The sequence below is a fragment of the Prescottella soli genome, assembly GCF_040024445.1.
Lineage (GTDB): Bacteria > Actinomycetota > Actinomycetes > Mycobacteriales > Mycobacteriaceae > Prescottella > Prescottella soli.
In genome coordinates this window covers 3,630,508-3,656,794 of sequence record NZ_CP157276.1, presented here as the reverse complement: position 1 = coordinate 3,656,794, position 26,287 = coordinate 3,630,508, and the positions used below count along the sequence as shown (strand labels likewise).

At 69.8% G+C, this 26,287-nt stretch carries 28 protein-coding genes; 8 read left to right on the top strand and 20 right to left on the bottom strand.

Annotated elements, in window-relative coordinates; all coding sequences use genetic code 11:
- Positions 1 to 43 precede the first annotated feature (43 nt).
- The 3 genes from ABI214_RS17025 to ABI214_RS17015 form a co-directional block, all read right to left on the bottom strand.
- A complete protein-coding gene (locus tag ABI214_RS17025; protein WP_348603695.1) occupies positions 44 to 1,726 on the bottom strand; it encodes an NTF2-like N-terminal transpeptidase domain-containing protein in 1,683 nt (560 codons plus the stop codon).
- Positions 1,727 to 1,858: 132 nt separating this feature from the next.
- Complete coding sequence (locus ABI214_RS17020; protein ID WP_348603694.1) at positions 1,859 to 3,607, bottom strand: penicillin-binding transpeptidase domain-containing protein; 1,749 nt, start codon at positions 3,605 to 3,607, stop codon at positions 1,859 to 1,861.
- Positions 3,608 to 3,664: 57 nt separating this feature from the next.
- Positions 3,665 to 4,693 carry a beta-ketoacyl-ACP synthase III gene (locus ABI214_RS17015; RefSeq protein ID WP_348603693.1) on the bottom strand — a complete coding sequence of 343 codons (1,029 nt, stop codon included), beginning with the start codon at positions 4,691 to 4,693 and terminating at the stop codon, positions 3,665 to 3,667.
- 87 nt (positions 4,694 to 4,780) lie between these two features.
- Between ABI214_RS17015 and ABI214_RS17010 the strand changes: the two genes are divergently transcribed.
- Together ABI214_RS17010 and ABI214_RS17005 are read left to right on the top strand one after the other, a co-directional pair.
- Entirely contained in the window at positions 4,781 to 5,401 is a 621-nt protein-coding gene (locus tag ABI214_RS17010) for a TetR/AcrR family transcriptional regulator (RefSeq protein WP_348603692.1), read from the top strand.
- 42 nt (positions 5,402 to 5,443) lie between these two features.
- Positions 5,444 to 6,016: a hypothetical protein gene (locus ABI214_RS17005; protein WP_348603691.1), complete on the top strand. Its 573-nt coding sequence runs from the start codon at positions 5,444 to 5,446 to the stop codon at positions 6,014 to 6,016.
- Between the two features lie 19 nt (positions 6,017 to 6,035).
- Here the strand turns inward: ABI214_RS17005 and ABI214_RS17000 are convergent, their stop codons facing one another.
- Complete coding sequence (locus ABI214_RS17000; RefSeq protein ID WP_348603690.1) at positions 6,036 to 6,530, bottom strand: beta-class carbonic anhydrase; 495 nt, start codon at positions 6,528 to 6,530, stop codon at positions 6,036 to 6,038.
- 264 nt (positions 6,531 to 6,794) lie between these two features.
- Between ABI214_RS17000 and ABI214_RS16995 the strand changes: the two genes are divergently transcribed.
- The 6 genes from ABI214_RS16995 (at position 6,795) to ABI214_RS16970 (ending at position 11,626) form a co-directional block, all read left to right on the top strand.
- Entirely contained in the window at positions 6,795 to 8,420 is a 1,626-nt protein-coding gene (locus ABI214_RS16995) for an ABC-F family ATP-binding cassette domain-containing protein (RefSeq protein WP_348603689.1), read from the top strand.
- A 257-nt stretch (positions 8,421 to 8,677) separates the two neighbouring features.
- Complete coding sequence (locus ABI214_RS16990; protein ID WP_348603688.1) at positions 8,678 to 8,914, top strand: hypothetical protein; 237 nt, start codon at positions 8,678 to 8,680, stop codon at positions 8,912 to 8,914.
- A 155-nt stretch (positions 8,915 to 9,069) separates the two neighbouring features.
- Positions 9,070 to 9,750 (top strand): energy-coupling factor ABC transporter permease, encoded by a 681-nt coding sequence (locus tag ABI214_RS16985; RefSeq protein ID WP_348611699.1) that lies wholly within the window; start codon positions 9,070 to 9,072, stop codon positions 9,748 to 9,750.
- The gene (locus ABI214_RS16980; RefSeq protein WP_348603687.1) at positions 9,747 to 10,094 is read left to right on the top strand and encodes a PDGLE domain-containing protein; all 348 of its coding nucleotides are present in this window, start codon (positions 9,747 to 9,749) and stop codon (positions 10,092 to 10,094) included. Before ABI214_RS16985 ends, ABI214_RS16980 begins: the two co-directional genes overlap by 4 nt.
- A 1-nt stretch (position 10,095) precedes the next feature.
- Positions 10,096 to 10,854 carry a cobalt ECF transporter T component CbiQ gene (gene cbiQ / locus ABI214_RS16975; protein ID WP_348603686.1) on the top strand — a complete coding sequence of 253 codons (759 nt, stop codon included), beginning with the start codon at positions 10,096 to 10,098 and terminating at the stop codon, positions 10,852 to 10,854.
- Between the two features lies 1 nt (position 10,855).
- Positions 10,856 to 11,626 carry an energy-coupling factor ABC transporter ATP-binding protein gene (locus ABI214_RS16970; RefSeq protein WP_348603685.1) on the top strand — a complete coding sequence of 257 codons (771 nt, stop codon included), beginning with the start codon at positions 10,856 to 10,858 and terminating at the stop codon, positions 11,624 to 11,626.
- Here ABI214_RS16970 and ABI214_RS16965 read toward each other — a convergent pair.
- Genes ABI214_RS16965 through ABI214_RS16895 form a run of 16 tightly spaced genes read right to left on the bottom strand, consistent with a single transcriptional unit; the run spans position 11,577 to position 26,255 of the window.
- Positions 11,577 to 12,374, bottom strand: a complete 798-nt coding sequence (locus tag ABI214_RS16965) for a DUF6390 family protein (protein WP_348603684.1) — start codon at positions 12,372 to 12,374, stop codon at positions 11,577 to 11,579. The two genes, ABI214_RS16970 and ABI214_RS16965, sit on opposite strands and share 50 nt — an antisense overlap.
- On the bottom strand, positions 12,371 to 13,501 hold the full coding sequence (hypD, locus tag ABI214_RS16960; protein ID WP_348603683.1) for a hydrogenase formation protein HypD: 1,131 nt from the start codon (positions 13,499 to 13,501) through the stop codon (positions 12,371 to 12,373). The genes ABI214_RS16965 and hypD overlap by 4 nt, the downstream gene beginning before the upstream one ends.
- 25 nt (positions 13,502 to 13,526) lie before the next feature.
- A complete protein-coding gene (locus tag ABI214_RS16955) occupies positions 13,527 to 13,799 on the bottom strand; it encodes a HypC/HybG/HupF family hydrogenase formation chaperone (RefSeq protein WP_348603682.1) in 273 nt (90 codons plus the stop codon).
- 18 nt (positions 13,800 to 13,817) lie between these two features.
- Positions 13,818 to 14,909 (bottom strand): hydrogenase expression/formation protein HypE, encoded by a 1,092-nt coding sequence (gene hypE / locus ABI214_RS16950; RefSeq protein WP_348603681.1) that lies wholly within the window; start codon positions 14,907 to 14,909, stop codon positions 13,818 to 13,820.
- Between the two features lie 3 nt (positions 14,910 to 14,912).
- Positions 14,913 to 15,608 (bottom strand): D-sedoheptulose-7-phosphate isomerase, encoded by a 696-nt coding sequence (locus ABI214_RS16945; protein WP_348603680.1) that lies wholly within the window; start codon positions 15,606 to 15,608, stop codon positions 14,913 to 14,915.
- Positions 15,605 to 16,357, bottom strand: coding sequence for a hydrogenase assembly protein HupF (locus tag ABI214_RS16940; RefSeq protein WP_348603679.1), 753 nt, complete (start codon positions 16,355 to 16,357; stop codon positions 15,605 to 15,607). The genes ABI214_RS16945 and ABI214_RS16940 overlap by 4 nt, the downstream gene beginning before the upstream one ends.
- Positions 16,354 to 18,723, bottom strand: coding sequence for a carbamoyltransferase HypF (gene hypF, locus ABI214_RS16935; RefSeq protein WP_348603678.1), 2,370 nt, complete (start codon positions 18,721 to 18,723; stop codon positions 16,354 to 16,356). The genes ABI214_RS16940 and hypF overlap by 4 nt, the downstream gene beginning before the upstream one ends.
- Positions 18,720 to 18,986, bottom strand: coding sequence for a HypC/HybG/HupF family hydrogenase formation chaperone (locus tag ABI214_RS16930; protein ID WP_348603677.1), 267 nt, complete (start codon positions 18,984 to 18,986; stop codon positions 18,720 to 18,722). Before ABI214_RS16930 ends, hypF begins: the two co-directional genes overlap by 4 nt.
- A gap of 3 nt (positions 18,987 to 18,989) precedes the next feature.
- Positions 18,990 to 19,517, bottom strand: a complete 528-nt coding sequence (locus tag ABI214_RS16925; protein WP_348603676.1) for a hydrogenase maturation protease — start codon at positions 19,515 to 19,517, stop codon at positions 18,990 to 18,992.
- Between the two features lie 4 nt (positions 19,518 to 19,521).
- A complete protein-coding gene (locus ABI214_RS25515; protein WP_408587524.1) occupies positions 19,522 to 19,641 on the bottom strand; it encodes a DUF6893 family small protein in 120 nt (39 codons plus the stop codon).
- The gene (locus ABI214_RS16920; protein ID WP_348603675.1) at positions 19,638 to 21,065 is read right to left on the bottom strand and encodes a hypothetical protein; all 1,428 of its coding nucleotides are present in this window, start codon (positions 21,063 to 21,065) and stop codon (positions 19,638 to 19,640) included. Before ABI214_RS16920 ends, ABI214_RS25515 begins: the two co-directional genes overlap by 4 nt.
- Positions 21,062 to 21,712, bottom strand: coding sequence for a DUF6084 family protein (locus tag ABI214_RS16915; RefSeq protein WP_348603674.1), 651 nt, complete (start codon positions 21,710 to 21,712; stop codon positions 21,062 to 21,064). The genes ABI214_RS16920 and ABI214_RS16915 overlap by 4 nt, the downstream gene beginning before the upstream one ends.
- Positions 21,709 to 22,386: a DUF5947 family protein gene (locus ABI214_RS16910; protein WP_348603673.1), complete on the bottom strand. Its 678-nt coding sequence runs from the start codon at positions 22,384 to 22,386 to the stop codon at positions 21,709 to 21,711. Before ABI214_RS16910 ends, ABI214_RS16915 begins: the two co-directional genes overlap by 4 nt.
- Entirely contained in the window at positions 22,383 to 23,321 is a 939-nt protein-coding gene (locus ABI214_RS16905) for a NifU family protein (protein WP_348603672.1), read from the bottom strand. The genes ABI214_RS16910 and ABI214_RS16905 overlap by 4 nt, the downstream gene beginning before the upstream one ends.
- An 8-nt stretch (positions 23,322 to 23,329) precedes the next feature.
- Positions 23,330 to 25,123, bottom strand: coding sequence for a nickel-dependent hydrogenase large subunit (locus ABI214_RS16900; RefSeq protein ID WP_348603671.1), 1,794 nt, complete (start codon positions 25,121 to 25,123; stop codon positions 23,330 to 23,332).
- Positions 25,124 to 25,169: 46 nt separating this feature from the next.
- Complete coding sequence (locus tag ABI214_RS16895) at positions 25,170 to 26,255, bottom strand: hydrogenase expression protein HypE (RefSeq protein ID WP_348611697.1); 1,086 nt, start codon at positions 26,253 to 26,255, stop codon at positions 25,170 to 25,172.
- Between the last annotated feature and the right edge of the window lie 32 nt (positions 26,256 to 26,287).

Below are 26,287 nucleotides of genomic sequence, written 5' to 3'. Positions count from 1 at the left end.
CGCGCCCAACGACCGGTAGCGACGACCGGCGAGGGGGCCACGCTCACCGCTCGACGGGCTTCGCCATTTCCCGCATCAGCAGGTCGGTCATCTTGAGCGCCCGGTCGCCGCCGTCGGCGTCGGCGACGAACACCGCGAAGGCGAGGTCGCCGCGGGAACCGAAGAACCAGCGATCGGTGTCGTTGCCCGACGCGATCCCGATCAGGTCAGGGTACTGCTTGAGGAACGACGCCGGACCCTTCTGCACGTTGTCGCGCATGGCGGTTCGCAGCTGCTCGGTCACGTTGGCGGGCAGTGCGTCCTCGACGTTCTTCGCGGTGGCCTGCTGCCCCTCGACGATCATCGGCATCGGGGCGCTGCCACGCGCGACGGACGCCGCCACCATCGCGAGCCCGAACGGGCTGACCTGCGGCTCGGTTCCGTTCTTCGACTGCATGACCTGGTCGACGCCCGACTGCGACGCCGTCAGCACCGCGGTCTCGGGGTCGAGTCCCGGCATGTCGTAGTGCAGTCCGATGCCGAGCTGTCGTCCGGCGCGCTCGAGGTCGTCGTCGCTCACCTTCCCCGGTTCGACCCCGGCCTGCGCGGCCGCCGCCTGCCGCACCAGGTCCAGGGAGTTGCCGGCCGGGTACAGCCCGGTGAAGGCCACGGGGCCCTGGTCGATCGCCTGATTGTTCTGCGCAGCAACCACAACCGCTCCGGTCGACGGGCGGATCGCGACGATCGCGGCCGGGGTGCCGGCGCTCACGACCGCGTTCTCGGCGGCCAGCTGCAACCCCGAGTCGAGGGTGGCCTTGATGTCCGGCCCGGGCGGCCCCTGGTAGCCCACCTGCTGCTCCACCGCGCCGTCCGGTTCGACGACGTTGACGGCCCAGCCGGCGGTGGCATCGCGGTTCATCTGCCACACCGTGCGCAGCGGATCGAGCAGTGGCGTGACGATCCGGCGGTCGGTGGTGATGAGCTTGGGCTGCTTGTCGATCACGACACCCGGGATGCCGGCGAGATCCTTCTCCAAGTATTGGTAGTCCTGGTCGCGCAACAGGACTGCGACCACCTTCTCCCCCGGCTTCGCGGCGAGCTCCTGGCGCATCGAGTCCCCGGTCACGAGCGGGGCGACGGGCTCGAGGGCCTTCGCGACACGGTCGGTGCTGGCGACCGGGTCCGGCATCGACGCCGGATCGAGGGTGACCGCGTTGATCGTCTGCTCCGCCATCAACGGCTGACCGGCGCCGTCGAACACGCGCGGCGGCGCCGCATCGGTACGGTTGTACCGAACCGTTCTGCCGTGTCCGAGCGCCGGTGCGAGGAGCGTGGGATCCCACGACACACGCCAGCCGACCGACAGCTTCTTGACGCCGCCGTCGACGTAGTAGCTCCAGTCCTTCCCCTCGCCGAAGTTCCACGCGGCGTCGGCGGTGAAGAACCCGGAATCGCCGTTGAGTTCCATGAACTGGGCGAGGGTCCACTGGGAATCCTTGGCGTCGAGCCCGTCGAACATCTGCTGGATGGATTCCTCGGCCGCGTTGGGATACGACGTGAGCGCGGCGGCGGCCTCGGCGTCCCGGTTGTTGAGGGCCTCGACGAATCCGGAGACCACCGACTGCGCACTCGCATCGGACTTCTGACCGACACAGGACACGAGAGCGGCGGCCAGCACCGCCACCAGGCCGAGCGGCAGGGCAATCGCACAGCTGCGCCGGACGCGGGGCGACGCTCTGAAACCCATGGCCACAATCCTCCCGTTTGTCACTTGCGTAACAAGCACGGATCGCCTACGAAGAAGTCACGATTGCGCCACCGGCGCGACTTTCCGATACCTCCCCGTTACCCCGCGAGCAGCGACGTGGACCGCGCGGACCTACCGCAGGAATCGACCGGCAGCATCCAACGCAGGTCCCGAACTATCCGCTCCCGCAACGAAAACCGCGAAAGCCAGATCTCCGTCGATGCCCACGAACCATCCGTGTGAGTCTTTGCCATCACCGTACTCCGCGGTGCCCGTCTTGCCCGCGAGGTTGGGCAGATCGGCGAGAATCCTCGCGGTCCCGTCCGTTACCGTCTCGCGCATCATCGCGCGCAGTTCGTCGTCGACGTCGGCGGGTGCCGGGGCGACGGTCCGGTCGGCCGTCCCGGGCCGGCCGACGACCATCGTCGGGGCCGGCGTCGACCCGTGGGCGATGGACGCCGCGACGAGCGCCATCCCGAACGGCGACGCCGTCACCTCCCCCTGACCGATCGCCGACTCCACGCGCGCGGCGGGTGTCTCTGCGGGTGGGACGGTTCCGGTGACCGTCGTCAGCCCCGGAGTCACGTAGTCGACGCCCAGACCGAACTGCTCGGCGGCCCGCGGCAGCGCGTCGGCGGGCAGCGAGACGGCGAGCCGGGCCATCGTCGTGTTGCACGAGTGCGCGAAGGCGGTGTGCAGCGGGACCGAGCCGAGGTCGAAGTTGTCGTCGTTGGGGATCTGTCGCCCCTCCACGTTCTCTGTGCCGGGGCACGGCAGCACGGTGTCGGGCGTGACCTTCCCGGCCTGCAGCGCCGCCGACGTCGTGACCGTCTTGAAGGTGGACCCGGGCGGGTACAGGCCGGTGAGGGCGATCGGCCCCTGCGCGTCGGCGGGCGCGTTCTGCGCGACGGCGAGGACCGCGCCGGTCGACGGCCGCAGTGCCACGATCGCGGCCGGCTGCGCGATGCCCGCGAGTGCGTTCTCGGCGGCAGTCTGCAGGTTCAGGTCCAGCGTGGTGTCGATGTTGGGGGCGGGGGTGCCGTCCTGCCCGGCGAGTCGGTGCGTGCTTCCGTTCGACTGCACCATCTGCACCGCCCACCCGGCCGACGCGTCCTGCCCCTCCTGCCAGAGGTTGGCGAGGTCGGCGAACACTGGCGACGCCAGCGCCTTGTCGACGGTGAGCAGGCGAGCCTGGTCCACCAGCTCCACGCCCGGGATCGCCGCCAGCCGCGCCCGGATGGGCGCGATGTCTGATTCGCGCAACGTGACAGCCGTGACGGGCTTGCCGTCCGCCTTCGCGAGGTCGCCGCGCAGCGACTCGGCGGTGATCGTCGGGACGATCGGGGCGAGCAAAGGTGCCACCACGGCGGGATCCGCGGACGGCTGCAGGTTCACGAGCGTGACCACCTGCTGTGTCATGATCGGCCGACCGTCGCTCGCCCGCACCTGCGGCGGCTTTCCCGTCGTCGGGGTGAACTGCACCGTCGAGTCGGCGTCGAGGCCGGGCACCAGCAATGCTGGATCCCACGAAAGCCGTTGCTCACCCGAGACGGTTACCACCTTGCCTTCGGTGGAGTAGCGCCATTCCTTCCCGTCGCCGAGGTCCCAGTCCGCGTCGAGGGTGAACGAATCACCGCCCTGCGAGACCGTGAAGCTGTGCCCCTGCGCGGCGAGACCGTCGAACATCGCGGTGATCGCGGACGACGCCGCGGCCGGGTCCGTCGTGAGATCGGCGGCCGTCCGGACGTCGCCGCTCGCGAGCGCGGCGGCGAACCGCTGCTCCGGGGACGGGTCGCTGCCTCCGCATCCGGCCAGCACCAGAGCGGACGCGGTGGCCAGGACGATCAGGTTCGTGCGGGACCGAAGACACTGAGCAGCCATGCCCTCGATGATGCCCGACACGGCGGGCGCGGCGCCGCCGGCGCCGCGCCCGGTGGCTCAGCTGATGGCCGGTAGCCGGACGACCTGTCCGGCATAGGCCAATCCGGCACCGAAGCCGAGCAACAGCGCGGTGTCGCCGGGCTTCGCACCGCCTGACCTGAGGAGTTGTTCCATCGCCATCGGGATCGACGCCGCGCTGGTGTTGCCCGTCTCGACGATGTCGCGGGCCACCGCGACGGTGTCCGGCAGCCCGAGCGTCCGGATCAGGGCGTCGGTGATGCGGCTGTTGGCCTGGTGCGGCACGAAGGCGTCCAGGTCGTCGGCCGTGATTCCGGACTTCTCCAGAGCATCACGGCACGCCTTCTCCAGGAAGGTCACCGCCCAGCGGAACACGGCCTGACCGTTCATCCGGATGTACGGCCGTTCCGCGTCCGCACCCTTCTCCTGAACCTCGGCGAAGTACTGCTGGAAGTCCTTGTCCTGCTTGATCGCCGTGGTCTGGCTGCCGTCCGAGCCCCACGCGACGGGCCCGATGCCCTCTGCGTCGGCGGGGCCCACCACGACCGCACCGGCACCGTCGGCGAAGATGAACGCGCAGGTCCGGTCGGTCTGATCGAGGAGATCGGACAGGCGCTCCACGCCGATAACCAGGACGTGCCGCGCCTGCCCGGCGCGGACGAGGCTCGCGGCGTTGCCGAGCGCGTAGCAGAAGCCCGCGCAGCCGGCGGAGATGTCGTAGGCGGCGGTGTCGTGCATGCCGAGTTCGCTGGCCACCACCGCCCCTGCCGACGGCCCCAGCACCATCTGCGAGGACGTGGCCAGGACGACGGCGTCGATCTGCTCTGCCGCGAGACCCGCGGCGGCGAGCGCGTCACGCGCGGCCGCGACGCTCATAGCGACGATGGACTCGTCCGGGTCGGCCCAGCGACGGGCGGTGATTCCGGAACGCGTCCGGATCCACTCGTCGGACGAGTCGATCCGGTCGACGATCTCCGCGTTGGGCACGACGCGTCGGGGCCGATACACCCCGAGACCCAGAAGGGCTGCGTGAGCGACGGGACTGGCTGTGGCGATGGGGGCGGGCACGGCATCCTCTCCATATGAACCGATCGGTTCACATGACCTCGATCTAACCTGAACCAATCGGTTCATACAAGCCCGGAAGGAACCCACATGACCGCCCCACGCCCGCGAGCTCGACTACTCACGAGCACGATCGCCGTGGTGCAGGAGTACGGGGTGCACGCCGCCGGGCTGACCGAGTTGCTCAAACGCAGCAACGCGTCGCGCAACTCGCTGTATCAGCACTTCCCGGAAGGCAAGGGCCAACTCGTCGAAACGGCGGCCCGGATCGTGTCGCGAGTGGTGTATTCGCACGTCGCCGTGATGGCGGACAAGCTCGCGAGCACGCCATCGGTGGCGCAGTGGCTGGACGAGCTTTTCGCATTCTGGCTCGAACCACTCGAGTCCAGCGAGTATCGCCTGGGTTCGTTCATGATGGCGGCCGCGCTGGACGAACTGGACCCCGCGGTCCAGTCCGCCGCCGGCCAGGCGTTCGACGACTGGACCAACCGGCTCACGGACGGGATGGTGGCGGCCGGAATCGAAGGACCCACCGCGCGCTCCACGGCAGGGGTTCTCCTGTCCGTGATCGAAGGCGCCATCGTGCAGAGCCGCGCGCTCGAGTCGAGCCGGCCATTCGCCGACGCGCACGCCCAGCTCCGTCTCCTGCTGGAACTTCACCTCGCGAAAACAGACCTGCAGGCCGGTGGCACTCCTCCTCGAACGGAGTAATCATGTAATCAGTGCAAGCAGATCGACCCGAGGAGGACGATCATGAGAAGAGCACACGGCCATGGATACGGCCATGGATTCGGTCGACCCGGCGGATGGATGCAGGCCGACGTGCCGGATGCCTCGGACGCCGCGGACTGGTTCGCGGGCAGACTCCCCGACGACTGGTTCACCGGGCCCGTCACCGTCGAGGTGGACCGCGACGAGATCGTGGTGACCGGCGAACTGGCCCCGGTCGAAGCCGGCGAGACCGAGGATTCGGAGGCCGCCGCCGCCGGACGCGTCTCCCGGTTCCGGGAGACGACCAGGCCCCAGCGCATGCAGATCGCCGACGAGGCCGAGGCCCGCTACGGGCGGAAGGTCGCCTGGAGCGTGACGATCGGCGACCGGCGAATCCTGTTCACGCACCTCGCCGTTCCCGTGATGACACGACTGCGCCAGCCCGAGCGCAAGGTCCTCGACACCCTCGTCGACGCCGGCGTCGCGCGGTCCCGGGCCGACGCGCTGAAATGGACGGTCAAGCTCGCCGGGAAACACAGCGAGGAGTGGCTCGCCGAACTACGCGAGGCGATGAGCAAGGTCGACGACCTGCGCTCGGAGGGGCCACAGATCTAGGCCCACGAGGCGACAGCGGTCACTCGAGGGTGACCTCGGTCAGCCGGCCGGTCGCGACGTCGAACACGAAGCCGCGCAACGATTCCGTGAGCGTGACGAACGGGCTCGCGGCGACCCGGCGCAGCGACTGCCGGACGTCTTCCTCGACGTCGGGGAACGACTCGGCGGACCACGCCGGCTTGATACCGGTCTCGTCTTGGAGGTCACGCTTGAACTCGTCGTCGGTGAACGTCAGCATGCCGCAGTCGGTGTGGTGGATGAGGATGATCTCGCGCGTGCCGAGCAGGCGCTGACTGATTGCGAGGGAACGGATCTCGTCCTCAGTGACGACGCCGCCCGCGTTGCGGATCACGTGCGCCTCGCCCGCCCCGAGTCCGAGGATCCGGTAGACGTCGAGTCGCGCGTCCATGCACGCGACGACGGCGACGTGCTTGCTCGGCGGCAACGGCAGTGGACCCGAGAAGCTCTCGGCGTAGCGCTTGTTGTTCTCGAGGTATTCGTCGGTGACCGTCATCGGCGTCTCCCGGTTCGGAGGGGTCGAGTACCCGCATGCACATTCCATGATCGCCGGACGAGCAGGCACGCGGAACCGTTCCGCTCAACCGTGCGCGGAATAATCCGGTTGCGCCCGGGTTGAACCCGTCATACCGTGTTCGTCGTTGTTGTTTCCGTCAGATCGGAGAGGCCCTTGCTCCTGTAGAGGTGATTCCGCGCCAGTGCGCGACGTGTGCTGTTCGCATGCGTCTGCGCGACGCAACCTACCTCCAGGAGCTTTCACATGGCCCACCCCTCCACGTCCATCGCCCTGTCCGACCTCACCTTCTCGTGGCCCGACGGGACGCCGGTCGTCGACGGCCTCGACGCCGTGATCGGCTCGGGCCGCACCGGTCTGGTCGGCCTCAACGGCTCGGGCAAGTCCACGCTGCTGAAGCTGATCGCCCGTCGGCTGCAACCCACCCGCGGCTCGGTCACGACCCACGGCACCGTCGCGTACCTCCCGCAGGATCTGACGCTCGATCCGTGTGTGCGCGTCGACACGGTCCTCGGGATCGTCGACATCCGACAGTCGTTGGCGCGCATCGAATCCGGCTCCGGGACGGATGCGGACTTCGAGACCGTCGGTTCCGCATGGGACATCGAGGAACGCGCGGTGTCGACGCTGCACCGGCTGGGACTGCAGCACATCGTCGCCGACGTCACCGATCTCGACCGCACGGTGGGCGAACTGTCCGGCGGCGAGACGACTCTGCTCGGTCTCACCGCACAGCTGCTGCGGGAGCCGGACATCCTGCTGCTCGACGAGCCGACCAACAACCTGGACGGTGCGAGTCGCGATCTTCTCGCCGCGGCCGTCCGGCAGTTCCCCGGCACCGTGCTCGTCGTCAGCCACGACCGGGGCCTACTCGAGGCGATGGAGTCCATCGCCGAACTGCGCGACGGGCGAATTCGCACGTTCGGCGGCAACTTCACCGACTACCTGGAGGCCGTCGAGGCCGAGCAGGAGGCCGCACGGGCCGCGGTCCGCGACGCCCGCAGCGACGTCCGCAAGCAGGGCCGCGAACTCGTCGAGACGCAGATCAAGCTCGATCGCCGCGCGCGGTACGGCCGAAAGATGTTCGAGAACAAGAGGGAACCGAAGATCGTGATGGGTCTGCGCAAGCGCGCCGCCCAGGAGTCGGCCGGCAAGCTCCGCGGAAACCACATGGAGAAACTCGACGACGCCAAGCGCGCTCTGGCCGAGGCACAGGACCGAGTGCGCGACGACCGCGAGATCCGCATCGACCTGCCTGACACCGCGGTGTTCCCCGGACAGCAGGTGGTCGGGTTGGAGGAGGCGCGCCTGCGCAGCGGGCAGACTCTCGATCTCGCCGTCACCGGTCCCGAACGGATCGCCCTGATCGGACGCAACGGCGCCGGGAAGACCACCCTGCTCCACGAGATCGCCGAGCACGGCACGAAGGTCCCATTCGCCCTTCTCCCCCAGCGTCTCGACATCTTCGACGACACCGAGTCGGTGGCGGCGAACGTCGCCGCCGCCGCGCCGCACGCCACCGCCGAGCAGATCCGTGGCAGCCTGGCCCGGTTCCTGTTCCGCGGCACCGAGGCCGACGCCCCGGTGGCGACGCTGTCCGGTGGCGAACGGCTACGGGCGGCACTGGCGATGCTCCTCGCGGCCGACCCGCCGCCGCGGCTGCTGATGCTCGACGAGCCGACGAACAACCTCGACCTGCCGAGCCTCGCCCACCTGGTGCAGGCGCTCAACGAGTACCGCGGCGCACTGATCGTGGTCAGCCACGACCGCCAGTTCCTGCGCGACATCGGCATCACCCGGCGACTCGCGATCGACGAGTCGGGACTGACCGAGCCCGGAGACGAGCCCTCGGGCGACCTCCGGGCGGTATGAGATCCGTCTCTTTCGACGCGCCGATTCGCCGCTGTTGCGCACAAGATCCCCGTCCCGATCCAGGGCAGAAGGTCCCGGATCGGTCCCGGATCGGAGTCACACGAACCCCACGGGACACATCGCGACCCCGTCGTCAGCCTTTCGAGTTTCGGAAGCGAATGCGGTTGCACCGGACGGGCTTGCACGCATGGTTACGGTGATTTCCGAGAGAAACGAAGCAGAAGCTCTGACAACCCGACGATCGAAAGTCGCGCCGAATGGACACGAAGACGTACGACCGCCCCACAATCCAGGAGGATGCCCCGCCCGTACCGACCGGGGTTTCGAGCGAACGCGCCAAGCGCGCCGTCCTGATCCTGTGCGCCGTGCTCGCGACGATCAGTCCCGCGGCCCTCGCCCTTGTCATCGGAGTCTCGCTCCGTGACACCGCGCGCGTGCTGGCGCTGACCCTGGCCGCGGTGTTGTCCGCCTTCCTCCTCTTGCGCCCCAGGTAGTGCCCGGCGTGCGGGGCAGCGACCGACGAACCGGACCATTCCGGAAAGACTGTTCAGCTGTTCACATGTCCCGATAGACTTGGCCGCGACGATTCCCCAGCCCTCGGGAGGGCAGTGTGGCTATCGAACCGGCTGTCGAAACCGATGTCGTCGCAATGCACATGAGCGACGGGATCATCAACGCCCCCACCTCTGCGCTGTTCTGGGCCGTCGCGGTCGTGGGCGTCGGCGTCGCGATCTGGCGCGCCAGAACCGAACTCGACGAGCGGACCGCGCCGATGGCGGGCCTGGTGGCCGCCTTCATCTTCGCCGTCCAGATGATCAACTTCCCGATCCTCCCCGGCGTGAGCGGGCACCTCCTCGGCGGCGCGCTGGCCGCGATCCTGGTCGGGCCGTACACGGGCGCGCTGTGCATCTCGATCGTGCTCACCGTCCAGTCCCTGTTGTTCGCCGACGGCGGTCTCACCGCGCTCGGCGCCAACATCACCAACATGGCGCTGGTCGGGACCGCGGTCGGCTACGCCGTCGCCGTGGCCCTGCGCCCGCTTCTGGCCCGCCGGGGCGACGGCGGGATCGGCGCACTCGCGTTCGTGTCAGCTTGGTGCGCAACGGTTCTCGCGTCCTCGATGTTCGTGGTCGAGTATGCGATCGGCGGGTCGGCGGTCACGTCGCTGCACACGGTCGCCGCGTACATGCTCGGCACCCATGCGCTCATCGGGGTCGGCGAGGGCATCATCACGGCGTTCACGGTGGTCGCGGTCGCGCGGGCGCGACCGGACCTCGTGTATCTCCTGCGGGCGCAACCCGCACGAACCGAGGAGGTGCCGTCGACGTGAGCACCATCGCGCGAAGGAAGTCGTGGTTCCTGGTGGGGTTCGCCGTCGCCGCCCTGCTGATCGCGGGAATCCTGTCGTACTTCGCCAGCTCGAGCCCCGACGGGCTGGACTCGGCGACACTGCGAGGCTGCGAGGTGGTCGAGACCGACGGTGGCGAGCAACTGGAGGGCAGTTGCATCGCCCAGAACGCCACCGATCATCACCTGTCGTCGTCGCCCTTCGCCGGCTACTCGATCCACGGCAACGCAGCGCTCACCGGGGTCGCGGGCGCGCTCGGAGTGGTTGCGGTATTCGTCGTGGCGGGGCTGCTGTTCCGGGCGATCGCTCGCCGCCGGGGACCCTGACGTGTCCGGGTCGCACACCCACCCGCTGTACCTCGAAGGCGCGTCACCGGTGCACGCGCTGCCCACCGAGGTGAAGATCCTGGCGGCGTTCGTCGGGGTGTTCGCCGTCGTGGCGACGCCGCGGGAGGCCTTCTGGGCGTTCGGGCTGTATCTCCTCATCCTGCTCGTGGTGTGGCGGATCGCCGGCATCACGCTGCGCTGGATCGCGCCACGCATGCTCATCGAGTTGCCGTTCGTGGTGCTCGCGGTGCTGCTGCCGTTCGCGGAATCCGGCGACCGCGTGACGGTCCTGGGCCTGTCCCTGTCGGTGCCCGGCCTGCTCGCGGCGTGGAACATCCTGGTCAAGGGCACCCTGGGCGTGCTGGTCTCGTTGACGCTCGCGGCCACCACTCCGATGCGCTCCCTGCCTGCGGGACTGTCCCGGCTGCATCTGCCCGGCGTCGTCGTCACGGTGGCCACGCTCATGCTCCGCTACGTGAATCTCCTTGCGGGAGAGATCGACCGGATGCGCATCGCCCGCGTCTCACGCGGCGACGACCCCCGCACCCTGCACCAGGTCGGTGCCGCCGCGCGGGGCGTGGGCGGAACGTTCCTGCGCGCCTACGAACGTGGCGAACGCGTGCACCTCGCGATGCTCTCGCGCGGGTTCACCGGGACGGTCCCGCTGTCCGCGACGCCGGCCGGGCGCCGCGACTGGTGCACCGCGCTCGCGCCCGCCGCCTGCGCGGTGGCGATCGCGACTACGGCGTGGATGGTGTGAGATGCCCACTCCCGCAATCCAGACCGCCGGACTCGTCTTCGACTATCCGGACGGTCGACGAGCGCTCGACGGCATCGACCTCGCGGTCGCGGACGGCGAGCGGGTTGCGGTCCTCGGCCCCAACGGCGCCGGCAAGACCACCCTGATCCTCCAACTCAACGCGGTGCTCTCCGCAACCGCGGGCTCGGTGCGGATCGGCGGCCTCGCCGTGGACCGGAAGAACCTGCGCGAGATTCGCCGCCGCGTGGGGGTGGTGTTCCAGGATCCCGACGACCAACTGTTCATGCCGACGGTGGCCGAGGACGTCGCCTTCGGGCCCGCCAATTTCGGGGTCCGCGGAGTTCAACTCGAACGGCGTGTGGCCGACGCGCTCGCACAGGTCGACATGGCCGAGCACGCGCACCGCAGCGCCGGTCACCTCTCCGGCGGCCAGCGGCGACGGGTCGCGCTCGCGACGGTCCTGGCGTGCCGACCCGACGTGCTCGTGCTCGACGAGCCGTCGAGCAACCTCGATCCCGTCGCGCGCCGCGAACTCGCGGAGGTGCTCGGGCGCCTCGAGACCACCCTGGTCCTGGTCACGCACGATCTGCCGTACGCCGCGCAGCTGTGCCGGCGCGCGGTGATCCTCGACGAGGGCCGACTGGTGGCGGACGACCGCATCGACCGTGTCCTCGGGGATCCGGACCTGCTGGCCGCGCACCGCCTCGAGCTGCCGTGGGGGTTCACGCTTCCCGCGACGGAGTCACTGCGGGATCGGATGCGGGACGCGTGAACTCGGCGGCCAGGCGCGGATTGGTCTGCGTCAGTTGCCAGTCCGTCCAGTGCTCGAGGCTGCCCGCCTGATCGGCGTCGAGCCGGTCGCACACCAGGTCCCAGTGGACGGCCACGCGATCGCCCACCCGCAGATCCGGCACGAACGGACCGGCGGCCGTGCGCCGACGGGCGGGTCGGTCCTCGAGCGGCCCCAGCATCAGCCTCACGCCGTCGAACTGGAGCCCTCGTGACCGCACCACCGCGGTGTCGGGCCGCAGTTCGACGACGACGCCGTTGCGGATGCGGCACGAGTCGAGGACGTGCAGCGGCTGGGGCATACCGGTGCCGAGTAGTCGCGTCCACGGATACACACCGAACACGTGGAAGGCGTGGGTGGGTGCGACCTCGGGCAGCAGGTCGTCGGTGAGGTACTTCCAGTAGTGTCCGGCGCGCGCGCCGAGGCGGTCGAGCAGTGCCCGGCCGAACCGTTCCCGGTCCACCGCCGCGGTCAGCTCGTTGCCGGTCCAGTAGCCGCGCACCACGGCCTCGTCGAGGGCGTCGTCCACCCCGGACTGTTCGGCGAGCAGTTCCTGATACGGCCACGCGCCGCTGAACTGTCGTGCCGCCGCGTCCACGCCGCCGACGTCGGCTCCCACGCCCCCGCACGCGACCGTCTCGAGCACCGATCCGGCGGGACCGCAGTACCCGAGCGCGTTGGGCGCGTACGCGTACCGCGCGAACAGGGTCCGGCCGGCCCGGCCGCTCACTCGGGTCTCCGCCCCACCAGCAGCGCCGTCTCCCGGTGCAGCCGACCGAAGTTGTAGTACGCGGCGCACGCACCCTCGGGCGAGACCATGCAGGTCCCGATCGGGGTCTCGGGTGTGCAGGCGGTGCCGAACACCTTGCACTCCCACGGCTTGATGACGCCCTTGAGGACCTCGCCGCACTGGCACGCCTTGGGATCGGCCACCCGGACGCCCGGCATCGAGAAGCGCTCCTCGGCGTCGAACTCGACGTAGTCGGGGTGGATCCTCAGCGCGCTCTGCGAAATGAACCCGAGTCCCCGCCATTCGAAATGCGGACGCAGCGCGAAGGTTTCGCTCATCAGCTTCAGTGCCTGCGTGTTGCCCTCGGGTCGCACGACGCGGATGTACTGGTTCTCCACCTCGCAGCGCCCCTCACGGATCTGCTGCAACAGCATGTGCACCGACGCGAGGATGTCGAGCGGTTCGAACCCCGCCACCACCATCGGCTTCCCGTACACCTCGGGGACGAACCGGTACGGCCGCAGTCCCACCACCGTCGAGACGTGTCCGGGTCCGAGGAAGCCGTCGAGTCGCAGGTCCGGGGACTCGAGGATCGCCTTGATCGGCGGCACGATCGTCACGTGGTTGCAGAAGATGCTGAAGTTCGTCACGCCCATCTGCCGGGCCCGCACCAGTGTCACCGCGGTGGACGGCGCGGTGGTCTCGAAGCCCACCGCGAAGAACACCACCTGCTTGTCGGGGTTGTCGACGGCGATCTTGAGGGCGTCGAGGGGCGAGTACACGAAGCGCACGTCCGCGCCCCGGGCCTTCGCCTCGATGAGGTTGCCGCGCGATCCGGGCACCCGCATCATGTCGCCGAACGTCGTGAAGATGACGTCGGGCTGTTCGGCGAGGTACATCGCGTCGTCGACGCGGCCCATCGGGATCACGCACACCGGGCACCCCGGACCGTGCACGAGTTCCACCGACGGCGGCAGCAGGTGTTCGATGCCGTGCCGATAGATGGTGTGGGTGTGGCCGCCGCACACCTCCATGAACTTGAACTCGTCGTCGCCGGCGAGTTCGGTGATCGAGCGAACCAGGGCGCGGGCCGCCGCCGGGTCGCGGAATTCGTCCACGAATTTCATGCTGCAACCTCCTTGTGCCCCGGCGTCAGTTGATGCGCGAGGAATGGAACGCGTCGATCTCGTTCTCGTAGTCGGCGCCCATCTTCTGGACCTGGTCGAGGGTGAGTGCGGCCTCGGCCTCGTCGATCTTCGCCATCGCGAAGCCCACGTGGACCAGGACCCAGTCGCCCACCACGAGGCCGTCGTCCGCCAGCAGGCGCACGCTGATGGTCCGCTGGACCCCGTTGACGTCCACCTTCGCCAGGTGCTGCTCGGTGTCGACCATCCGCACCACCTGGCCGGGAATGCCCAGACACATGTCGTTTCCTCCTCTCGCTCAACAGATTCGCGGCAGCGGGTCCCCCACCAGCATGTCCACGATCCGGCTGCCGCCGAACGCGGTGCGCAACGCGACGATGCCTTCCGGTTCGGCCAGCACCTCCCCGACCACGGCGGCCTGCTCGCCGCCCGGGCACGCCCGCAGCGCCGCGAGCGCCGCGTCGGCCTCCTCGGCGGCGACGACCGCGACGAACTTGCCCTCGTTGGCGACGTACAGCGGATCGATACCCAGCAGGTCGCACGCCCCCGACACCTGCGGCAGCACCGGCAGTGACTCCTCGTCGAGCACCACCGCCAGCCCGGTGGACTGGGCCAGCTCGTTGCAGACCGTGCCGACACCACCGCGGGTCGCGTCGCGCATCCAGCGCGTCGACGGTGCCGCCTCGAGCAGCGCGTGGACGAGCCCGTTGACCGGCGCGGTGTCGGAGCGGATGTCGGCCTCGATCGCGAGTTCGCCGCGCGCGAGCATCACGGCCATGCCGTGTTCGCCGATCGTGCCCGACAGCAGTACCCGGTCGCCGGGTCGGACGTACTCGGGTCCCAGCCGGAGGGTGACCGGCAGGGCACCGACACCGGCGGTGCAGATGTAGACGCCGTCGGCCGCGCCCTTGCCGACGACCTTGGTGTCGCCGGTGACCACGTGCACCCCGGCCTGTGCGGCGGAATCCGCGATGTCCCGGACGATCTCGCGCAGCAACGCGATCTCGAAGCCCTCCTCGATGACGAACGCGGCCGACAGCCACAACGGCCGCGCGCCGGCCACGGCGAGGTCGTTGACGGTGCCGTGCACCGCGAGGTTCCCGATCGACCCGCCCGGGAACTGCAGGGGCTGCACCACGAACGAGTCGGTCGAGAACGCGATCCGTTCCCCCGCCGGCAGCGTCAGCACAGCCGCGTCCCCGAGCTGCTCGAGCTGCGGATTGCGCAACGCCTCGACGAACACCGAATCGACCAGCGCCGCCGACGATTTCCCGCCCGCGCCGTGGGCGAGCGTCACGACGTCCTCGAGAAGCCTGGGCCGGCGCTTGCGGAACGACGCGATGCGGTCGAGGACCCGGTCCTCGCGTTCGGCGGCCGTCGTAGGTTCCATCCGTCAATCCTCCTGGCTGTCGGTGGCGGGTCCGTCCGGTCTGTTCATGTGTTCCTGTGCGGCGCTCCAGAGCCGGTAGCCGACGAGCGCGTGACTCTCCTGGATGCGGTGGATGCTCTGCGATCGGATCGTGAAGCAGTAGTCGAGGTCGTCGCTCACCGCCATCCGGCCGCCGTCGTGTCCCGCGAATCCGATCGTGAGCAGACCGCGCCGCCGGGCCTCCGTCAGTGCGATCATCAGGTCGTCGGAGTTCCCCGACGTCGACAGGGCGATCGCGATGTCGTGCGGGCCCGCGTGCGCGATGATCTGCCGGGAGAAGATCAGGTCGAAGCCGACGTCGTTGCCGAGCGCCGTCACCACGGCCTGGTCGGCGGCGAGCGACCACGCCGCGACGGGCCGGCCCCGCGCCGGACGGCTGAACAGCGACGCGAGGGTGGCCGCGTCGGTGGAACTGCCGCCGTTGCCGAACGTGTAGAGCCGGCCGCCCTGGGCGAAGCGCTCCGCCATCCGGCGTCCGGCCTCCGCGATGCCGGCGCCCCACTCGGTGGTCGAGTCCCGCTGCAGCCGAGCACTTTCGGCGGCCTTGCTGCGCGCGGAGGCGGCGAGGTCGTCGAGCAGGGCCCCGGCGCCCTCCTCGTGGGCGTCGATGAACGGGTACAGGAAATCCGTTCCCTCGGGGACGGGGGTCGCACCGGTCATCGCGGTACCTCCTCGCTCGGGTCGAGACGGGTGATCGCGGCACCGCCGTGCACCAGCAGCAGGTCGTGGGCCCCGACGTCGCCGACGATGGTCGTGTCGATCCACTCCTCGCCGCTCGCGGTCCGAACCAGCACGCCGCCCTGCGGATTCGACGGCGCGGACACGACTTCCGCGAGCCGGCCCTCGTCACTGCACGTGACGCACACGTCGTCGACGCAGTCGGCGTCCGCGTCGGCGGGTGTCTGCAGCAGCCCGGGATGCTCGAAGCACACGTGCGTCAGCTCCCACAGCAGGTGGTACATCAGCACGAACCGTCCGGTCGCGGGCACCATGGGATCGTCGGAGTCCACCCACAGGACGTGGGTGGCGGCGCCGGGGCCGGGCCGCGGACCCGAGCCGATCCAGATCGTGTCCGCGCCCCACGCCGGCGCCCGCCGCATGATGTCCCGCACCTGGGGCTGGTCGGCGGACGCCACCGCGAGGATCACGTCGCCGGGCCGGGTCGCGACGCGGCACTGCGCCACCGGGTCGGGTTCGACGAGCGAGACGGACGGCAGGGCCCGTTTCCCCATGATCACCGGGTGGACGAACTCGACCGCCACGTGGTGTGCGTGCGGTTCCCACTGCGGCGAGACCACCCACAGCGTGGCGCCCGCCTGGAATCGACGCGCCAGGGCCAGCGCCGCGGCCGCCAGGTCAGCGGACAGCTCCCGACCGATCAGTTCGACCGTCGTGTCACTCGTCGTCATCGCCCCACCTCGTGGATCGGATCGTTCCGTGCGCGACGCGCGAGCGTCGCCAGTCCCAGCGCGGCCTGCCCCAGCGACAGTCCGCCGTCGTTCGCGGGCACCGTCCGGTGCGTGAGGACGCGCAGCCCCGCGGACTCCAGGCGGACCCGGACCAGCGCGGTCAGCAACCGGTTCTGGAACACCCCACCGGTCAGGCCCACCGTCGCCACTCCCGCCCGCCGCGCGACATCGGCGGCGAGGCTCGCGGTGGCCGCGGCCAGCGCACAGTGGAAGCCGAAGGCCAACTCCGGCACCGGGATCCCCGCACACAGTCCCGCCACGAGTCCACCCACCAGCTCCGCGAGCTTCAGCTCGCCGTCCTCGATCCGCATCTCGATCGCCGCGGGGACGCCGGCGGTACGGGCGAGGGCCTCGAGTTCCACCGCGGCCTGCGCCTCGTAGCTGACCCGGTGCCGCACTCCCAGCATCGACGCGACGCCGTCGAAGAGCCGGCCGACGCTCGTCGTCCGGACGCAACCCAATCCGGAGTCGAGTTGCGCTGCAACCAGCCCGCGTTCGTTCGACGCCATCGCGCGCAGGGACGGCAGTTCCGATGCGGCCGCGGTGTCCAGGCCCACCTCGTGCAGCAGTGCCAATGCGACGCGGGCCGGGTTGCGTACCGCGACGTCGCCGCCGGGCAGCGAGAACGGCTGCAGGTGTCCGACGCGCTCGGCGTCGAGGAGATCCTCCCCGATCAGCAGCATCTCCCCGCCCCACACGGTGCGGTCGCACCCGTAGCCGGTGCCGTCGTAGGCGACCCCCAGCAGCGGCGTCCCCGCCATCCGGTGTTCCGTGACCAGCGAAGCAACGTGCGCGTGGTGGTGCTGGACCGTGCGCAGGTCGACGCCTTCGCGTTCGCTGAACTCCTCGGCCCAGTTCCGCGTCGAGTACCCCGGATGCTCGTCGGCCACGACCAGGTCGGGGCGGACGCCGTGCAGCGCCGACAGTTGCGCGACGGAGTCGTCGAATACGTGTCGGCTCTCCAGGCTCCCCATGTCGCCGAGATGTCCGGAGCAGAAGGCGAAGTCCTGCCGGGTGAGGCAGAAGGTGTTCTTCACCTCGGCACCCACCGCGAGCACGGTCGGGCCGGGACGGTCCAGCAGCACGGGCAGCGGCGCGTACCCGCGGGAGCGCCGGATCGGGGACGCGGTGCCGTCGACGACCGTGAGCACGGAGTCCTCGCACGGCACGGCGATGTCGCGGTCGTGCATCAGGAACACGTCCGCGATCCCGGACAGTCGCTCGCGCGCGTCGGCGTTGTCGAAGCACAGCGGCTCGCCCCCGAGATTGCCCGACGTCATCACCAGCAGCCGCGGCGGCCGGACGTCGCTGCCCGGGACCGGGGTGAACAACAGGTGGTGGAGCGGCGCATAGGGCAGCAGGATCCCGATCTCGTCGAGTCCCGGCGCGACCTCGGCCACCACCTCGGAGCGGGCCTTGCTGCGCAGCAGCACGATCGGTCGGGCAGCGCTGCCCAGCACGTCGGCCTCCGCGGCACCGACGTGACACACGCGGCGCGCGGCCTCCACGTCCGCCGCCATCACCGCGAACGGCTTGGCCGGACGCTGCTTCCGCTCCCGCAGTCGCCGCACGGCGTCGGGATCGGTTGCGTCGCAAGCCAGATGGAATCCCCCGATGCCCTTGATCGCGACGATGCCGCCCGCCGCGATCTCCCGCTGTACCCGCTCGAGGACGGCGTCGTCGCCGTCGATGCGGCCGCCGTCGGTCTCGGCGTGGATCCGCGGTCCGCAGTCGGGGCAGCAGATCGGCTGCGCGTGGTACCGGCGATCGGCGGGGTCGGCGTACTCCCGCGCGCACCGCGGGCACATCGGGAACCGCGCCATCGTGGTCGCCGGCCGGTCGTACGGCAGGTCCGTGACGACCGTGAACCGGGGCCCGCAGTTGGTGCAGTTCACGAACGGGTGCCGGTACCGCCGGTCGGCGGGGTCGGCCAGTTCCCGCGCGCAGTCGGCGCAGATCCCGACGTCGGGCGGGACGAGGGTCCGGGCCCCCGGGGTGTGCAGGCTCGGCACGATCCGGAACCCGTCGTCCCCGCGAGGTACCGACGGTTCGACGGTCACGTCCACCACCACCGCGAGCGGGGGTGCATCGCGACGCAGCCCGATCGCGAACTCCGCCAGCGCATCCGGCGGACCCTCGACCTCGATGAAGACGCACACCTCGTCGTTGCCGCAGTGCCCGGCGAGGCCCAGCCGCTGGGCCAGCCGCGCGACAAATGGCCGGAAACCGACGCCCTGCACCACCCCACGGACGGTCACCCGGTGCCGCTGCTTCGTGGCCCGGTCGGTGAACGCCTCGGCCGTCACGGTGCCCCGTCTCCGTCGACCCGCGGCTCCCGCGGACGGCCCATCAGTTCCAGACCCGCCATGGCCCGTTCCGCGCCTTCCCGGTCGACGCGCTCCACCGCGAATCCCATGTGGATCACGATCCAGTCGCCGGGTGCGAGCACGATGTCCTCGAGCATCCCGATGTTGACCTTGCGCTCCTTCCCCTCGACGTCGACCAGCGCGAGCTGGCCGCCGTAGCCGTCGAGGATTCGGACCACCCGACCAGGGATTCCCAGGCACATCGCTCAGCCCTCCGCCTCGTCGACCGGACCACCGACCGCCGCCGCAGCGAACCCGGACACGACCGCCAGCACCTCGTCGGCGGCGCCGTCCACCGCCGCGGCGACCGGCGCGGACAGCCCCATCCCCTCGTCGACGCACGCCGCCTGACAGCCGACGACGACCGTGCGCGGAAGCCGTCCGCCGAGCGCGGCGAGGCTCGCGAACACCGCCCCCGGATCCATGCCGTGCGCGTCGAGGCGTGGGGCCGCGCCGGGGTCGTCCGGATCGACCTCGAACACCCGGATCTCGCCCGGCCGGCCGCGGTCGGGAACCGCGTCGACGAGGACCAGCGCGTCCCAGCCGTCGAGCAGGTCGTAGGCCAGGTGCATCCCGCGGATGCCGTAGTCGACCGCGCGGACACCGTCGGGCAGCGGGGCGGACGCCACCGCGCGCAGCACTTCCGGGCCGAAACCGTCGTCGCCGAGGAAGATGTTGCCGATTCCGGCGACCAGAATCCTCGGCGGCGACTGCGCGCGCGACGCGGGCGTCATCGCGTCACATCCGGCGCATGCGTAGGTAGCGCTGCAGATCGGGGATCGACCGCACCGTGATCCACACGCCGGCCGCGGCGGCCGCCGCGAACAGCACGGTGGACAGCTTTCCGATTGTCCTCATGACCGATTCTCCTCTCGCTCGTTCGCCGGATCGGACTGCGAATCGAGTGGTTCCACTTCGTCGGGCGCGAAGTACAGGTAGCGGCCGTACCAGTCGTGCAACTCGGCGGCGGGATCGTCGACGAGGACGACTCCCACGTGCGTGCCACCGTCGACGTCCGCGTGCACGGTCGCGACCCGTGCCACCTGCCCGCTGAAGAACAGGTCCTGCGCGTCCGCGCGCCGCGACGGCCGCAGCCGCACCAGGCTGCCCTTCGCGATCCGCACCCCGCCGACGAGGACACCGTCGGTCTCGGGCCGAACGCTGGTGTCGGCGCCCGGATCCCACCAGGGCACATCGTCCGGCACCTCGGGGACGAGCCCGCCGGGAGTGACGAACGTCGGGGGCTCCGAGAGTCCGGTGTCGATGGCGCGCGGGTCGCGCAGCGCACCGTGCAACCGTTGCATGTCCGACGGTGACATGTCGTCGCAGCGGTCGATGATCTGTGCCGCCAGCGGATCGGTCGCGCGGGCCTGCGCCTTCTCCTCGTCGGTCAGCGTCATCACGCGGAGGGTGAGGATCTCGTCGATCTCGGTGGCGTCGAACAGGTCTCCGCCGCTCTCCTCGGCGACCCGAGGGTGGTCGTACAGGATGATCGGCGACGCCAGGACGACGTCGCTCGTACCGGGGGCGCCGCGGTCCCCGGCCAGGACGGGGTAGCAGCGATGCTGCCGGCACCCGGCCGCGGCGGCCGCGAAGCGATCGGGTGGCTCGAGCAGCGACACGTACCGGGCGCCGCGTGCCGCGAGGAGCAGGTGGGCACCGACGAGCGAGTGGCGGATTGCCGTGTCCTTCGCGGGAACGTCCGGAACGGCGACGTCGTCGAGGACGGTCTCGTTGCGCACGTCGACGCTCAGCCGCACCGCGTCGCCGATGCGCGACGCTGTCAGCTCGACCCGGCCGCGCACCGGGAATCGTGTCCGCACCAGACGGCCGGACGGCCCCAGATCCTCGACGTCCGTGCCGCCGGGCACCCGGACGTCCCGGCTGATACCGCCCTGCAGGTCGGCCACCCCGACTGCCCCGAGCGCGATCTCCACCTCCACGGCCTCGTCCCAGCTCACCCACGTCCGGCCGTCGACGACGAGCTCGGGAACCGCGTCGAACCCACCCCCGCGGGCCGCCTCGACGGTCCGCACCTGCAACTGCAGGAACCGCAGCACCGGTTCGACGACGCCGTCGTCGCGGTCGAGCACGCACTCGACGCGCATCGACGCGTCCTCCCCCACCCCGCGGTCGGCGGCGTCGGCCGGCCCGAGTACACCGAACTGCCAGCGCGATTGGTTCTTCCGCGACGTCGAACGGTACGGGTACAGCAGGTAGCCCTCGTACAGGACGGCGTCGGCCACCGCTCGGAGCCGGGCCAGGTCGTCGAGTCCGGTCACGTCGCCACCTCCCCCGCCGCGTCGAGCAGCTCGGTCACGGCCTGGTCGATCCCCGGCAGCCCGCGGGCCGCCTTGAAGCGCATCAGCGCGGCGATGGTGTCGTGGTCCAGGCGCAGCCAGCCGGTCGACGGGAAGTTCTGCCGCATGGTCTCGCGCCACACGTCCACGGGCAGGTCGTACTGCGCCTCGCGGTCCCACGGGACCTGTTCGACGCCGAATCCCTTGGTCCCCTTCGTGAACACCGTGCCGCTGAACAGGAAGCTCAGCGGCACCGTGCCGCCGTCACCGCTCTCCAACGCGTGCAGGTACTTCGACGCCGTGACCTCGAAGTCGTACGTGCACGGCATCACCAGTTCGGTCACGCACTCGCCGGTGAACCCCGGCACCGTGGCCGTCGCATGCAGCCACGGGAAGGTCGAGAGGGTCGACGCCCACCGCTCGCGGGGCCCGAACAGGTCCAGCAGTCCCGGCTCCTCGGTGTCCGAGTAGCGGCGCCGGCCCGGTTCGATCCGGATCTGGCACCGCAGGGCGAGGGCGTGCACGGTGGACCCGGTCGACTCGGCTATCCGAACTCGGGCAATCAGGTTGGGAGTCACCGCGAACGGCTCGGGGCCGACGGAGAGCACGGAGAAATCGAGTGCAGTCACGACGCACCTCCGGTCTGTTCGTGCACCGGCGCGCTGCGCCGCTCGATACGTTCGAAGAAGCTGTCGAGTTCGCGGTGCGCATCCTGCCCGCCGTCGAACCCGCGCCAGCACCGCCGCAGCCGCCCCACCAGTTCGTAGCAGGCGTCGATCGGCAGGAGGTGGCACTCGGCACCGCCCGGACCGGTCTTCGGCACCCGGATCAGCAGCGCCTCGACGTCGGGGACGACGGTCCCGAGTGCCGGGTTGGCCTCCCGCACCGAATCCCACGCCTCGATGGACAGTTCCGACTCGGTCGCGCCGGCGGGTCCGGGATAGAACGCGACCGTGCGACCCTGCGCGGAGTTCCGGAACAGGAACGCGAGCCCCACCGGGATCTCGAGCCCGTCCCACTGCCCCGGTCCCAACCTGAAGTCCGGGAACGACAGGTACCGGTCGGGTACCGCGCGGTACCTCAGCTCGGCGCCGGGCTCGGTGAACAGCAGATAGCACGGGCGGCACACGCACATCAGCTGCCGCCCCGCCATATTCACCACGTGGCTGTGCTCGTCGGCGATCGGCGCCGCACACATCTCGCACCGTTCCCCGGCGATCGGCTGCGGCCGGGTCGATGCGATACGCCGAAGCACCCCCAGCGCCGGACCGGTGGGGGTGCCGTGGTTCGACGGCGCGCTCACCCCGTCACCGCCGTCGGCACGGCCACCGAGAGGACGCCGTCGCGCACCAGCACCGGGAGCGGGTCCAGGTGATCGCCCGATGGCTCGACCGCGGCCCCCGCCCGGCGGACGTCGTAGTGGGCGCGGCAGACGGGACAGCGCAGGACCGCGTCGCCCACCGGACCGCCGGCCCGGCGCTGCATCACGGCCCCGGCCATGGCGTTCCCACACGCGGGACACCGGTCGCGGTACGCGAACAGCTCGTCGCCGATACGGCAGACCAGCATCGCGATACCGCCCACGGTGAAGCCGCCCACCTCACCTGGTTCCAGCTCCCCGAATTCCGGTGTGGAAACCCAGGTTCCGGGATGCTGTCCGGTGTCGCGCACGTGCGACATCAGCGAGTCGACGCTGAACACCCCCGGCGTCGTCGCGTTGGGCTCGGAAGCGTCGGTCTCCACCTCGATCGCGGTGGTCTCGGGGGCCGCGGCCTGCACCGCACCCTCCACGGCGAGCTGCAGTGTCACCGCCGACGACGGGCACCCGTGACAGCTGCCGAGCAGCCGCAGCCGCACGACACCGTCGTCGGAGACCTCGACCAGTTCCACGTCGCCGCCGTGCGAGCCGAGATAGGGGCGGACGTTGTCGAGCGCGGTCCGCACCCGGGTCTCGACGTCGTGCGGGTGCAGCCCGCTCACGAGCAGCATGCTCGACACCAACTCGTCGCGGGTCAGTTCGTCGACCAGCCCGGGCGTGCGCGCCGCGACGGCCAGGATCCGGCCCAGCGCCTCACCGTAGAGGTCGACCACCTCGCGGACGAGTTGCTCGGCCCGCTCCCGGGCCACCGGGCCTCCGGCCGAGGCGGCGTCGAGCAGCGCCTCGATCCGATCGCCGGCTCCCCGCCAGCGATCGGATTCGTGCGTCTCGCTCAGTGCCTCGTCGCGTACCGATGCCATCCGTCACCTCACTCCCCGGTCATGGACTGTGTGGGCGAATGAAGCTTCTCGAGCGTCCGGCCGTCGCCGAGGTACATGTGGACGCCACACGGCAGGCAGGGATCGAAGCTGCGGACCGTGCGCATGATGTCGATGCCCTTGAAGTTGTCGCGATCGTTCTCCTCGTAGATGTGCAGGTCCGTCACCGCGTCCTCGTACGGACCCGGAACTCCCTCGGCGTCACGGGGACTCGCATTCCACGGCGTCGGCGGGTACGGGTGGTAGTTCGCGATCTTGCCGTCGCGGATCACCATGTGGTGCGAGAGCACCCCGCGCACGGCCTCGGTGAACCCGCACCCGATGCCCTCGTCGGGGACCTCGAACTCCTCCCACGTCTTGGTCCGGCCGGCGCGGATCTCGGTGAGCGCCTTCTGCGCGAAGTGCAGCGCCATCGCGGCCGCGTACGCCTGGAAGTAGGTCCGGGCCCGGTTGCGCTCGATCGTGTTGCTCCACTGCGGGATCTTCCATTCGAGACTGACGGGCCCCTTCAGCGCGGTCTTCGGGAAGTCGATCTTGACGCTGTGGCCGGTCGCTTTCACCTCGTCGGTCTCGACCAGGCCGGCGAGCGCGGTGGACCACAGACGGGCCAGGGGCCCGCCTCCGGTGTCCAGGGCCAGATTGTTCTTGCCGTCGAACCACCGCGGCGACATCACCCAGCTGTACTTGTCCTCGAGGTCGCGCTTCTGCGGCTTCGGGTTGGTGTGCTGGTTCCACGGGTGCCGCCGGTCCACCGGGTTGCCCAGCGGATCGGTGGTCACGAACATCTCCTGGTCGGACCAGTCGTCGTAGTACGACGAGCCGAGCATGATCCGGATGCCGAGGTTGATGTCCACCAGGTCCGTGGTCACCAGCTTGTTGTCGACGACCACGCCCGGCGTCACGAACATCTTCCGACCCCAGTCGGTCATGTCCTTGTACGCGAAGTTGCACACCGCCGGGTCCTGGAAGGCGCCCCAGCACCCCAGCATGATCCGACGTTCGCCGACGTGCTCGTACCCGGGCAGCGCCGCGTAGAAGAAGTCGAACAGGTCGTCGTGCATGGGCACGACCTTCTTCATGAACTCGATGTAGCGCATCAGCCGTGTCATGTAGTCGGTGATGAGCTGCACCGTCGCGACGGTCCCGACGCCGCCGGGATACAGCGTCGACGGGTGGACGTGCCGGCCCTCCATGAGGCAGAACATCTCTCGCGTAAGCCGGCTGACCTGCAACGCCTCGCGGTAGAAGTCGCCGGTGAACGGGTTGAGCGCGCGCATGATGTCGGCGACGGTCTTGTACCCGTGCGCGTCGGCGTGCGGCGCCGCGGTCTTCTCGGCCTGCGCGAGGACGCCCGGATTGGTCTCCGAGACCATCTTCTCGCAGTAGTCGACCGCCACCAGGTTCTCCTGGAAGATGTTGTGGTCGAACATGTATTCGGCGGCCTCGCCGAGGTTCGCGATCCACTCGCCCAGGTGCGGCGGCTGGACCCCGTACGCCATGTTCTGCGTGTAGCACGAACAGGTCGCGTGGTTGTCGCCGCAGATCCCGCAGATGCGACTGGTGATGAAGTGCGCGTCTCGCGGATCCTTGCCCTTCATGAAGAGGGAGTAGCCGCGGAAGATCGACGACGTGCTGTGGCATTCCGCGACGGTCTTGTTCTTGAAGTCGACCTTGGTGTAGATCCCCAGGCTGCCGACGATGCGGGTGATCGGATCCCAGGACATCTCGACGAGACCCTTCTCGTCGGGCGCTCCCCGGGTCGGCTCGGGCACTGTGGAAGTCATCGAGAAGCCTCTCTACTATCGGCGATCGCCTGTCGTCGTTCTCGCACTACCAGGTGCGCACCGCGCCTGTCCTCAGTAGGCGCCCGGGTACACGCCAGCTGGGTTCCTTGTCCAGCGTCCGGCCGGTGACACCCCGCAGCGTCCGGATCACCGATCCGTAGACCTCCGACACCGAACTGGAGAGGATGCCGCCCGGGGGCTCGTCCATGAAAGGCATGAACTTGTCCGGGAATCCGGGCATGGTGCATCCGATGCAGATGCCGCCGACATTCGGACAACCGCCGAGGCCGTTCATCCAACCGCGTTTGGGCACATTGCATTTCACGACCGGACCCCAACACCCCAGCTTCACGATGCACTTCGGTGAACCGTACTCGGTCGCGAAGTCGCCCTGCTCGTAGTAGCCCGCGCGGTCGCATCCCTCGTGCACGGTCTGTCCGAATAGCCACTGCGGCCGGAGCATTTCGTCGAGCGGGATCATCGGCGCCTGGTCCGTCACCTGATACAGCAGATAGGTCAGGGTCTCGGAGAGGTTGTCCGGTTGGATCGGACAACCGGGCACGCACACGATCGGCAGGCCGGCCTTGGACTTCCAGTCCCACCCGAGATAGTCGGGCACACCCATCGCACCGGTCGGGTTGCCCGCCATCGCGTGGATCCCACCGTATGTCGCACACGTACCGGCGGCTACGACCGCTGTTGCCTTGGGCGCCAAGCGATCCAGCCACTCGCTGGTCGTGACGGGCTGCCCGGTCTCCGGATTGCTGCCGAACCCGCACCAGTAGCCCTCGTCGTGCAGCTTCTCGTTCGGGATCGATCCCTCGACCACCAGGACGAACGGTTCGAGCTCGCCGCGATCAGCTTTCCAGAACCATTCGAGGAAGTCGTCGGCGCCGCCTGCGGGACCACACTCGAAGTCGATCAGCGGCCAGTGCACGGCAACCTTCGGCAGTCCCGGGAGAGCGCCGAGCGCGATCTCCTCCACACTCGGCTGAGTTGCCGCGGTCAACGAAACCGAGTCGCCGTCGCAGCTGAGTCCCGCGTTGATCCACAGGACGTGAATGACACCTTCGTCCGTGTCGTCAGATTTGGCGTGTTCCGGCTTCTTCGCAGCTTTCGTCGGTGTCGACATAACAGCCACTCCCCGGGGCTCCACCGCCCCTG